Here is a 10,591-nt window from a genome sequence, read left to right as displayed (position 1 = left end):
GCTCCGGCGCCCGCCGTCCCGGCTCGGGGCGCCGTCCCGCCGGCGGGCGGTGCGCCGGCGCTGGGCGTGGACGTCCTGGAGCGGACGGCGTGAGCACGCTCACCGCCCTCGCCCAACTGGAGGCGCTCGCGTCCGGGCGGGCGGCGCCGGTCGCGACCGTCCGGCACTGCCATCTGAGCGACTCGCCGCTGGTGATGGTCCCGCTGAAGCTGGCGGGCGAGGCGGCGGCGCCGCTGGCGACGATGCTCGGCACCGACCGGGACGCGCCGACGCTGCTGGTCGTCCCGCAGCCGCGCAACCGCGACCAGCGGTTCGCGTACGCGGCGGAGCTGGCCAAGGCCGTCCTGGACCACGTCGAGTCCGAACGCGGCGCGACCGAGACGCTCGAACCGTCCAAGGACGGCGAGGAACGGGTCCGGTACGAGCGCGCGCCGCAGATCGTCGTGCCGAACCGGGGCGGGGTGGGGTTCCTGCGGCTGCTGGGCCGCTCGACCCGGTTCCGCAGCACCGAGGGACCGTGGGCGGTCGACCCTGCGGTCCCGGCGCTCGGCCGGTGGCTGACCTGGTTCGCCGACCGGAACGACCGGCCCGGGTCGTCGCTGCTGCTCGCGCTGACCGAGACTCTGCGGCTGCACTGGGCGACCGGGCAGAGCTCGCTGGAGGACGGCAACCTCGGCGCGCTGATGGGCTGGATCGACCCGCCCGAGGGCATGGACGGCCCGACGGCCGCCGCCCGCGCCGAGGACCCGGTGGCCTGCCCGCCCGCCGGACCCGCGACCGACCCGACCTTCGACAACGAGGTACTGGCCCCGGCGATCGCCGCCTACGACGAGAGCGGCGGCGAGCCGCGCGCCGAGGAGCGGATCCGCGCGGCCGTCGCCTCGCAGCTCACCCCCACGTGGGACCTGGTCTGGCGGGCCCTGGACCTGCTGCGCGCCCTGCCCGAGGGCGCGAGCGTCCCGAAGCGGTGGGAGCGGGACCGCGACTCCTTCACCTACTTCCACCGCGAGTTCGCCGAGAGCCCCCCGCAGGCCAAGCTGGACGACCCGGTCCGCGCGGCGCGCCGCCTGCACGACCTGGAACGCTCGCAGGAGTCCTACGAGGCGCAGCGCGCGTTCGACGATCCGCTGGTGATGGCCGAGCAGCGGCTCGCGGGCCAGGCGTTCGGCGGGGTGGTCACCGAGGCCGAGCCGACCCGGCTGGACGAGTCGGGCAAGCGGCCGAAGCTGCGTCCGTACGTGCGGATCCGCACCGAGGACCCGGTCCGCCTGGACGAGGGCGCGACCGTCGTGAACGCCGCGAGGCCCGGTCTGAAGGGCAGGATCGTCGAGATCGAGGACGGGGACGTGCTGCTGGAGCTGACCGGCGGGATGGGCCGCAAGCTCACCCCGGAGCCGGGCGTGGTGCCGGAGCCGGGGCAGCGGGTCGTGTTCACCTCCCGCACGGCCGACTCGTGGGGCGCGGCGAAGTTCCCCGAGCGCGAGGACACGCCGTGGACGCACGGCGGCCCGCCCGCCGAGTACGAACCGGCCGACGAGGACGCCACGGAGGTGTGGTCATGACCGCCGTGCCCACCAGCCCGGGTGCCGTGCCGACCAGCCCGGCCGCCGAGGCGGACCGGGTCGTCGAGGCCGTGCTCGCCGACCTGGCGAGGGACCACCGCGGCGTCGTGGTGGATTCGCCGCCCGGGGCGGGCAAGTCCACGCTGGTCGTCCGGGCCGCGGCGCACCTGGCCCGCGCGGGCGAGCGGCTGATGATCGTGGCGCAGACCAACGAGCAGGTGGACGACCTGATCGACCGGATCGCGCGCGAGCACGAGGACCTGACGATCGGGCGGCTGTCGGCGGCCGGGTACGCGCCGTCCGGGCGGGTGACGGCGCACGCGTCGGTGCGGGTCGCGCAGAAGGCCGACGACGTCGCCGACCGGACGGTCGTGATCGCGACGGCCGCGAAGTGGGCGACGCTCACCGACGGTTCGTGGCCGTGGGCGATCGTCGACGAGGCGTACCAGATGCGCTCGGACATGCTGCTGCGCATCGCGGGACGGTTCGAGCGGGCGCTGTTCGTGGGCGACCCCGGTCAGCTCGACCCGTTCTCGACCGTCGAGGTCGAGCGCTGGGCGGGACTGTCGTGGGACCCGATGCGCAGCGCGGTGGCGGTGCTGCTCGCGCACAACCCCGATCTCCCGGTGCACCGGCTCCCGGTGTCGTGGCGGCTGCCGGCGTCGGCGGCGCCGGTGGTGTCGCGGGCGTTCTACCCGTTCACCGGGTTCCGGTCGGGCACCGGACCGGGCGACCGGCGGCTGGAGCTGGGCGCGGGCGGGATGGGGACGTCCTACGACCGGGCCGTCGAGGAGGCCGCGGCGACCGGGTGGGCCCTGTACGAGCTGCCCGCGCGGCACACGCTGCGCACCGACGCCGAGGCGGTGCGGGCGACGGCGGCGCTGGCCGTCCGGATGCTGCAGCGGGGGCCGGTCGCGCACTCCGAACGCGGCGAGGCGCCGGTCGGCGCGGACCGGATCGCGGTGGGCGCGGCGCACCGCGACCAGGTGGCCGCGATCCGCGCGGCGCTCGGCCCGCACGCCGCGGACATCACGGTCGACACCGCCAACCGGTTGCAGGGCCGCGAGTACGACGTGACGGTGGTGCTGCATCCGCTGTCGGGACGGCGGGACGCGACCGCGTTCCACCTGGAGTCCGGGCGTCTGTGCGTGCTGGCGTCCCGGCACCGGCACGCGTGCCTGGTCGTTGCGCGCGCGGGCATCCCCGAGCTGCTGGACGCGCATCCGTCGGCGGACCCGGTGCGGCTGGGCGTCCCGGTGAAGTTCCCGGACGGCTGGGAGGCGAACCAGGCCGTCCTCGCCCACCTCGCCGAACACCGCGTCCGCGCCCACACCTGAACCCCGTACCCGAGCCGCCGCACCCTGCCTGAATCCAGCGGTGCGCCAGTTCGTTCACCCCAGACGATGAACGGCCCTCGCCGTAACGCACGGCGAGGGCCGTCAAGGAGACAGCAGGCCCACCAGCCAACGAGTTCCAGGCGCAGAACCCGAGGTTTTCGACGAAGGTACGGGTCGGACGGCGGCGGTATGGATCCCCGTCGTGGCGGGCGGGCACGCCCGACGGTTCCCTCCGAACGCGACGGCGGGTAGCGTCCCACCATGAGCGACACGGATGACATGCGCGACTCCACCGACGAGTCCGGTACGCCCAGCTCGGACGGGGCCTCGGCGGAGGAGCAGACCGCCGACGACGCGACCGACACCATCCCCGGCGGCAACCACTACCACGGCCCGGCGGGCACGGTCATACAGATCGACGGCTCGTTCGAAGGCAACATCACCCTGCTCTGAGAACGGCGTCATCGCGTCGTGCTCGCATGACGCCATCCTCACTCAGCGGCGGCCCCCGCAGGTCTCCCCCGTATCCGCAGCGGGCGGGGCGGCCGTGACGGCCGGACGGCCGAAAGCAAGCTCAGGTCGACTGGGCGCGTGCCTGCGCGTACATCCGCATCCACGCGCAGGCCACCTCGATCGGGCCGAACAGGGTGCGGCCCAGCTCGCTCAGCGCGTACTCCACCCTCGGCGGGTTCTCCCCGTAGTCCGTGCGCAGTACCAGCCCGTCGCGCTCCATGGCCCGCAGCGACTCGGTCAGCACCTTGGGGGTGATGGTCCCGAGCGCGGTCTGTAGCTCGGTGAACCTGCGCGGCTCGTCCCGCAGGCACGCCGCGATCCGGACCGTCCACTTGCCGCCTATCCTGATCGGTGGCAGGCCGGGCGCGCACCCGGCGAACATGTCCGGCTCAAGGGGCATGCCTCCACACTATCGTTGCGGTAAGCGGCCATAGCGGACCTAACGTCTGCCCATGGATACCGATGTGATCGTCGTCGGGGCCGGTCCTACCGGCCTCATGCTCGCCGCCGAACTCGCCCTCGGCGGCGCGTCCGTGCTGGTGGTCGAGGCGCTGCCCGAGCGCAGCGGCCAGTCCAAGGCGCTGGGGGTGCAGCCGCGCACCGCCGAGGTGCTGGAACTGCGCGGCCTGCTGGAGCCGCTGCTGGCCGGCGGCGTCCAACGGGTGCCCGGCGGGCATTTCGCCGGAATGCGGCTGGACTTCACCGCCTGGGACACCGCCCATCCCTACATGATCGGCACACCGCAGTCGACAGTGGAGCGCGTGCTGGAGGGGCGGGTGCGTGAGCTGGGCGTGCGCGTGCTGCGCGGTCAGCCACTGGTGGAGCTGTGGCAGGACGACGCAGGGGTGAGCGCGCGTCTGGGGGACGGCGCCGGGCTGCGTGGGGCCTGGCTGGCAGGGTGCGACGGCGGGCGCAGCACCGTACGGACGCTCCTGGGGGTTGATTTCCCCGGCCTGGAAGGCCGGCAGGCGATGGCGGTGGCCGACATCAGGCTCGCCGGGCGGGTGGGGGCGCGCTGGCGGCTGCCGGAGATGACGCCCTCGCCGGCCGGCCGCGCCTACCTGACGCCGCTGGAGGGCGGGGTGCACCGGATCCTGTTCTACGGGCCCGAGCAGCAGGACCTGCCGCGCGAGGCGCCGGTCACCGAGCAGGAGGTCGGCAGGGCGCTGATGCTCCTGCCCGAACCGGAGGCACGCCTGGAGTCGATCGTGTGGGCCTCGCGCTTCAGCGACGCGTCCCGGCAGGTGGAGGACTACCGGCACGGACGAGTGCTGCTGGCCGGCGACGCCGCCCACATCCACTCCCCGATGGGCGGGCAGGGCCTGAACCTGGGCGTCCAGGACTCCTTCAACCTGGGCTGGAAGCTCGCCGCCCAGGTGCGCGGGCACGCGCCCGCGCACCTGCTGGACACCTACCACGCCGAGCGTCACCCGGTGGCGGCCAGGGTGCTGGCCAACACCCGCGCCCAGTCGCTGCTGCTGGTGGCCCAGGAGGAGCATCTGGCGCTGCGCGAGATCGTGGCCGGCCTGCTGGCGGTGCCGGAGGCCAACGCGGTGGTCGCGGGCATGATCTCCGGGCTGGACATCGGCTACGAGCTGCCCGGCCCAGCACACCCGCTGCTGGGCCGGCGCCTGCCCGGCGCGCCCGCGCTGCCCGACGGACGCGGCGCGCTGCTGGGGGCGGGCCCGGAGCTGCGGGCGCTGGCCGACCAGTGGGGTTCCAGAGTGGCGGTCTCGCAGGAAACAGGGCAGGAGACCACGAAGGAGGCGGTGCTGGTACGGCCGGACGGCTATGTTGCGTGGGCCGGACACCGAAAGCAGGAGCTGGCCGAGGCGTTGCACCACTGGTTCGGACCGCCGGCCCTGACCCCTGCCGCGGAGAGCGGGCCGTGTGCTGATTGTCCGCTGGGCGCGGTTCGGCCTCGCCACCGCAGATGTCCGTCTCGCTGCCCCTCTTGCGCGTCAGTTCGGCAGCCAGTGCAGCTCGTGGGCCAGAGTTCTGGCGGCGGCACGGATGCGGTGGTGCAGGGGCGACTGCTCGTGTGGGAGGACCAGGTGGATCGTCAGGCTGGGCGCGCCCCGCAGTGGTCGCCAGGTGAGACCGGCCGGTTGCGCTGAGAGCGCGGCCTCTCCGGCCGGGGCGAGCGTGGCCCCGTCGCGTAGGTCGCGCTGGGACATGTCGAAAGAGACCGCGGACGTGCGGAATCGGGGGTGTGGCCGGATGTCTCGGAACAGTGCGGACATCTGATCGTGGATGACCGGGTTGGCCGCAGGGTTCGGGAGTCGTAGCGGAAACGCGGCCGCGTCCGCGATCTCGATCTCCGGGTGTTCGACCAGCGGATGGTACTGCGCCAGTTGAACCCCCATGCGCACCCGCCGCAGCAGGAACCGGCGTACGCCACGGCCCGGCTGTTCACCGCGGGTGATCCCGGCATCGATGCGGCCGTCGGCGACCGCCGGGGAGATCTCCGGGGTCGCCATCGGGACGGCGCCGACGTCGAGTCCGCTGTTGTCGCGAATCAGCCTGTCCACCAGGGCCGGTGCCGTCTCGGCCCCGGTGCTGAGGCTGTATCCGATGCGCAGCGTGCCCAGTTCACCGGCCGCCGCGCTCCTGGCGGTCTCCCATGCCCGGTCCAGCGCCGCCAGCGCGGATGGCGCGGATTCCGCCAGAGCCGCACCGGCCGTGGTCAATACGACGCTGCGCGTGTTGCGGGCCAGCAGGGCCGTACCGAGTTCCGCCTCCAATCGGCGCATCCGGGCGCTGAGTGCGGGCTGTGCGATACCGATCCGTGCGGCCGCGCGGGTGAAGTTCAACTCCTGCGCCAGCACCAGGAAGTACCGCAGGCTCACCGTATCCGGCGCCACGCGCCCTCCCCGTCGATTGATAACGAGCCGTTCTGAGGCTATCCCGAACCGGTCTTTCCCTCGACCGCTCATCGAGGCCTAACCTGCGTATGCCGGAATTGATCGATCTGAGTGTCAATTCGAAGTCGGACGCGTCCGGTCGAACACAGGAGGTTTCCATGGCCAAGGGATACTGGGTCAGCGTCTATCCCGCCAATTCCACCCCGGAGGGGTTGGCCGCCTACGATGAGCTGGCCCGTTCGGCTGTCCAGGCTGGGGGCGGGCGCCTCCTGTCCCGTGGCGCCCGAGTTGTCGCCCGCGAGGCCGGAATCACGCAACGCGTCATTCTGATCGAGTTCGCCAGCTTTGAAAAGGCCGTCGCGGCATACGAGAGCGAGGCGTACCAGAAGGCGCTGACGGCTTTCCCGGTCGGTGTCGAGCGCGACTTCCGCATCATCGAGGGCATCGACTGACCGTCCCCTCCCAGCGATCGCCGAGCTCGGCAAGCACACGCCCCTGCGGGCCAGGAACCCAGCCCCGCACCCACTCCTGGCCCGCTCCCCGCCTATTGCCGGTTTCCGGCGTGCCTTGGCTGCACCTCAGGTCAGCCCGTGGTGAATTCGAAGGTCGGGTTCCGTCCGGCCCCCACCCGCTCCAGCGCCTCGGCCAGCAGGTGGACCTGGTCCAGTGAACTGCTGGCCGGATAGAGCACCAGGTCGTCGACGCCCGCGTCCGACAAAGCGATCAGCTCTTTGAGCAGGCGCTCGTCGGAGTCGAGGGAGTCGGCGCGCACCGGCTCGTAGTACGGCGACTCCTTGGAGCCGTAGTAGTGGGCCACGTACTCATCGGTGAGCCGGACGGCCTCGGAACCGCAGCAGAAGTAGCGGCCGGTGAGGATGTGCGGCTTGCCGGGCCGGTTAGCCGTGGCCCATGCCTCGGTGACGCCCTGCACGCCGTTCACCAGCAGGTCCAGGCTCAGCGTCGGCGCCACCCAGCCGTCGCCGAAGCGGGCGGCGCGGGCATAGCCCGCGGTGATCAGGCCACCGACGAGCACCTTGGGACGGCCCTTGCCCGGCAGCGGGGTGGGACCCGAAACGCTGGTGACCTCTCCGTCCCAGACACGGCGCATTTCGGTCAGGGTGTCGTCGAAGAGTTTGCCGTGGCCCTTTTGGGGAGCACCGCTGAAGGTGAAGTCGTCCGGCCAGGCCCCGATGCCCAGGCCCGCCGTGAGCCGGCCCTCCGAGATCAGGTCGATGGTGGCGAGCTGCTTGGCGAACAGGATCGGGTTGCCCCGCCAACCGACGTTCAGCACGCTGGTGAACAGCTGGACGCGCTCGGTCACCGCCGCGGCGATGCCGAGGGAGACCAGCGGGTCCAGGATGTCGTAGACCAGGCGGTCGATGGATCCCAGGGAGTGGAAGCCGAGGCGCTCGCCGTCCTCCGCCCACTGCTTGACCTCCCGCGCAGGACGCCCGGGAACGGCGATCGGCAGACCAATTCCAATTTTCACGAGTACTCCGTCTCGACCAGGATCTCACCACGGGAACAACGCGCCGGACAGCTCATCTCCGGCCGTTTTCATGCGCCCGCCGAGGCGCACAGCCGTGACGGTATTCAGCGAGATCGGCATCGGTCTTGTACGGATCGGACACGACCTCGTCCGGGTCGCCGGAGACGGCCGGGACGCTCGTCCCCGCAGACACGGCGGCCCAATGGTGGTTGCTGCTTCAAGCCCCGTGAACGCGCGGCACCGGTCGCGCGTCCGAGCATCAAGTGGTTCTTGTCGGCGAGGCCGGGGCGAAGAGGAGCACGATGCGATGACCAAAGATGGGAAGCCGACGAGCGGATCTGCGGATAAGCCCGGCGGGCTCCTGTCGTGGCGCGGTCGGCGGGAGGCGGAGCGGCGGGCCGGGCTGTGGCCGATCGGCCGTGCGCTCACCGTGGCGACCCTCGCGGCGGTCGGCGGCCTGGCCGCCGTCATGGTCGCGGTACTGGCGGCGCTGGGGTTCCCGCACCTGGAGCACACCCGGACGCTGCCGGTCCCCCAGCTGCTGGACGTGTTGAAGTTCGTGCTCGGGACCGTCGCCGGCGTCGGCGCGCTGTTCGCTCTGGTGATGGCCTACCGACGGCAGTGCCTCGCCGAGGACGCCCACCACAGCGCCCAGCACGACGCGACCGAACGCCGGGTCACCGAGCTGTACAACGCCGCCGCGACCCAACTCGGCTCCGACAAGGCCCCGGTCCGCCTCACCGCCCTGTACACCCTGGAACGCCTCGCCAATGCGAACCCCGACCACCGGCAGACCATCGTCAACATCATCTGCGCCTACCTGCGCATGCCCTTCACCCCGCCGGCCACCCCGAAAGCCGCCGAGGCCCAGGACGTCGAGAAGGCGCGCGAGGCGGTCCGCCGCTACCGTGCCCGCCACCACCGCACCGAGCTGGTCCCCTCCGCTCCCGCCCCCGACAACCGGGAGGAACTCCAGGTCCGCCTCACCGCCCAACGCATCCTGCAAACCCACCTCCGGCGAAACGCCATCGAGCACTGGTCCGACATTGCCCTCGACATGACCAATGCCACCCTGATCGACTTCACGCTCACCGGTGGCCGCCTCACCACCGCCGACTTCCGCAGCGCGTACCTCCACGGGGACACGGATTTCAGCGGAACGGTTTTCGCCGGGCACGCGGATTTCTCTGAGGTGACCTTCACTCAAGACGCGGCCTTCCGCTACGTGACCTTCGCCGGGCACGCCGACTTCGAGGGCGCAACCTTCACCGGGCGCGCGGAGTTCGACAGGGTGAACTTCACCGAGGACGCGGTCTTCCGCGCTGCGACCTTCGCCGGGCACACGGACGACAGGGTGGACTTCACCCGGTACGGGTCCAGACTCGCAGCGGCCCTCACTGGTGACTCCTACGAGGTGACCATCCTCCGGGACACAGGCTTCATAAGTGCGACCTTCGCCGGGCACGCCGACTTCGAGGGCGCAACCTTCACCGGGCACGCGAACTTCTACGGCGCGACCTTCACCCGGGACGCGTACTTCCACAGCGCAACCTTCACCCGGGACACGGACTTCGGCATGGTGTCTTTTACCAAGTACGCGGACTTCAACGAGGTGACTTTCATCGGGGAGGTTAAGTGTGGCGGGGCTAAGGTGCGGGACCGGAAGATGATCCTGGTGCCGCCGCCGGGATGGCGGATCGAGCCGGCCGAGGGGACCGGCGGTGTGCTGGTGCCCGACGCTCCGCCGCAGGGGAACAGCAACCCCGGTGGCGCGTCGAGTCCCGGTGGAAGCCAGGCAGGGACGTAGTCGCGGTCGCCACCGGACTCGGGCGACGGACCCGCCTCTGATGGTCATCCGCCAAGAGCCTCTGGAGAGCTGCTGGCGGCAACCAGAGGTGTCAGTGGCCTGCTGTGGCGGACCAGCGGCCGTTGGCGCGGGTGATCGTGACGGGGTGGTCGAAGCAGGCGCTGACCAGTTCGGTGGTGAGCACCCGGTCGGCCGGGCCGGACGCCAGGACCGCGCCGTCGCGCAGCAGCATCGCGTGGCTGGTGGAGGTCGGCAGCTCCTCCAGGTGGTGGGTGACCAGGACGGTCGTGAGGTCCGGGCGGTTCGCGCGCAGGACGTCGATGGCGGCGAGGAGGCGTTCGCGGGCGGCGAGGTCCAGGCCGGTGGCGGGCTCGTCGAGCAGGAGCAGCGGCGGGTCGGGCATCAGCGCGCGGGCGATGAGCGCCCGGCCCCGCTCCCCCTGCGACAGGTGCGGCCAGCGCGCGTCGGCGCGGGCGGTGAGGCCCATCAGCGCGATGAGTTCGTCCGCCCGGGACCGCTCGGCTTCGGACGGTGTCCAGCGCGGGACGAGTTCGATGGTGCCGGTCGCGCCGGTCAGGACGATCTCCCGGACGGTCCGCGCGGACTCCAGCGGATGCCTGGGGTTGACCTGCCCTATAAGCGTCCTCAACTCGTGCACGTTGACCCGGCCGAGGCGGTGGCCGAGGATCTCGGCGGTACCGCGCGTCGGATGGGCATAGGCGCCGAGAATGCCGAGCAGCGTGCTCTTCCCGGCGCCGTTCGGGCCGATCAGCGCCCAGTGCTCGCCGGTCAGGACGGTCATCGAGACGCGGTCGAGCAGCGTCCGCCCGGCGCGGACGAGGTCGATCTTGTCGGCGTTCAGCACCACGCCGTGGTGGACGGGCACGAGGGGCACGGAGACCTCCGGAATCGGGCTCGGCGGCGCCGCGCGAACGGGCGCTTCTGCCGGCGGGTGGGGCGCAGGGCCGGGTGCGTGCGGCGCGCGCGGGGCAGCGGGTGCGCGGCGTGTGCGCGGCAAC

The 10,591-nt window shown here is 72.1% G+C and carries 9 protein-coding genes and 1 pseudogene; 6 read left to right on the top strand and 4 right to left on the bottom strand.

The window, feature by feature from the left end; translation table 11 throughout:
- Positions 1-89 precede the first annotated feature (89 nt).
- The 3 genes from DZF91_RS33830 (at position 90) to DZF91_RS39155 (ending at position 3,352) form a co-directional block, all read left to right on the top strand.
- On the top strand, positions 90-1,562 hold the full coding sequence (locus DZF91_RS33830) for a hypothetical protein (protein WP_117361110.1): 1,473 nt from the start codon (positions 90-92) through the stop codon (positions 1,560-1,562).
- Positions 1,559-2,899, top strand: a complete 1,341-nt coding sequence (locus DZF91_RS42785) for an AAA domain-containing protein (protein ID WP_117361112.1) — start codon at positions 1,559-1,561, stop codon at positions 2,897-2,899. Before DZF91_RS33830 ends, DZF91_RS42785 begins: the two co-directional genes overlap by 4 nt.
- 261 nt (positions 2,900-3,160) lie before the next feature.
- Complete coding sequence (locus DZF91_RS39155; RefSeq protein ID WP_147341519.1) at positions 3,161-3,352, top strand: hypothetical protein; 192 nt, start codon at positions 3,161-3,163, stop codon at positions 3,350-3,352.
- A 121-nt stretch (positions 3,353-3,473) separates the two neighbouring features.
- Here DZF91_RS39155 and DZF91_RS33820 read toward each other — a convergent pair whose 3' ends face one another.
- The gene (locus DZF91_RS33820; protein ID WP_117361109.1) at positions 3,474-3,812 is read right to left on the bottom strand and encodes a winged helix-turn-helix transcriptional regulator; all 339 of its coding nucleotides are present in this window, start codon (positions 3,810-3,812) and stop codon (positions 3,474-3,476) included.
- Between the two features lie 52 nt (positions 3,813-3,864).
- On the opposite strand from DZF91_RS33820, the pseudogene DZF91_RS33815 reads away from it, so the two are divergent.
- Positions 3,865-5,259 (top strand): annotated as a pseudogene (locus DZF91_RS33815) (FAD-dependent monooxygenase); the annotation flags it as partial.
- Positions 5,260-5,373: 114 nt separating this feature from the next.
- On the opposite strand, the gene DZF91_RS33810 reads toward DZF91_RS33815, so the two are convergent.
- Complete coding sequence (locus DZF91_RS33810; RefSeq protein ID WP_117361108.1) at positions 5,374-6,276, bottom strand: LysR family transcriptional regulator; 903 nt, start codon at positions 6,274-6,276, stop codon at positions 5,374-5,376.
- Between the two features lie 158 nt (positions 6,277-6,434).
- Here DZF91_RS33810 and DZF91_RS33805 point away from each other — a divergent pair, with 158 nt between their 5' ends.
- On the top strand, positions 6,435-6,728 hold the full coding sequence (locus DZF91_RS33805) for a DUF1330 domain-containing protein (protein ID WP_117361107.1): 294 nt from the start codon (positions 6,435-6,437) through the stop codon (positions 6,726-6,728).
- A 131-nt stretch (positions 6,729-6,859) separates the two neighbouring features.
- On the opposite strand, the gene DZF91_RS33800 is transcribed toward DZF91_RS33805, so the two are convergent.
- The gene (locus DZF91_RS33800) at positions 6,860-7,765 is read right to left on the bottom strand and encodes an LLM class flavin-dependent oxidoreductase (RefSeq protein WP_117361106.1); all 906 of its coding nucleotides are present in this window, start codon (positions 7,763-7,765) and stop codon (positions 6,860-6,862) included.
- 307 nt (positions 7,766-8,072) lie between these two features.
- Here DZF91_RS33800 and DZF91_RS33795 point away from each other — a divergent pair, with 307 nt between their 5' ends.
- A complete protein-coding gene (locus DZF91_RS33795) occupies positions 8,073-9,572 on the top strand; it encodes a pentapeptide repeat-containing protein (RefSeq protein WP_117361105.1) in 1,500 nt (499 codons plus the stop codon).
- Positions 9,573-9,663: 91 nt separating this feature from the next.
- Here the strand turns inward: DZF91_RS33795 and DZF91_RS33790 are convergent, their stop codons facing one another.
- On the bottom strand, positions 9,664-10,467 hold the full coding sequence (locus DZF91_RS33790) for an ABC transporter ATP-binding protein (protein ID WP_407920964.1): 804 nt from the start codon (positions 10,465-10,467) through the stop codon (positions 9,664-9,666).
- Positions 10,468-10,591 lie beyond the last annotated feature (124 nt).

Origin of the sequence: Actinomadura logoneensis (assembly GCF_003428695.1) — a bacterium.
Lineage (GTDB): Bacteria > Actinomycetota > Actinomycetes > Streptosporangiales > Streptosporangiaceae > Spirillospora > Spirillospora logoneensis.
Note: the sequence above shows the minus strand (reverse complement) of the source record. Positions and strands in the feature narration are given on the sequence as shown.

Excerpts from the sequence above, each read along its gene's own strand:
- DZF91_RS33820 (WP_117361109.1), bottom strand. The coding sequence starts at position 3,812 with ATGCCCCTTGAGCCGGACATGTTCGCCGGGTGCGCGCCCGGCCTGCCA.
- DZF91_RS39155 (WP_147341519.1), top strand. The coding sequence starts at position 3,161 with ATGAGCGACACGGATGACATGCGCGACTCCACCGACGAGTCCGGTACG.
- DZF91_RS33805 (WP_117361107.1), top strand. The coding sequence starts at position 6,435 with ATGGCCAAGGGATACTGGGTCAGCGTCTATCCCGCCAATTCCACCCCG.
- DZF91_RS33795 (WP_117361105.1), top strand. The coding sequence starts at position 8,073 with ATGACCAAAGATGGGAAGCCGACGAGCGGATCTGCGGATAAGCCCGGC.
- DZF91_RS42785 (WP_117361112.1), top strand. The coding sequence starts at position 1,559 with ATGACCGCCGTGCCCACCAGCCCGGGTGCCGTGCCGACCAGCCCGGCC.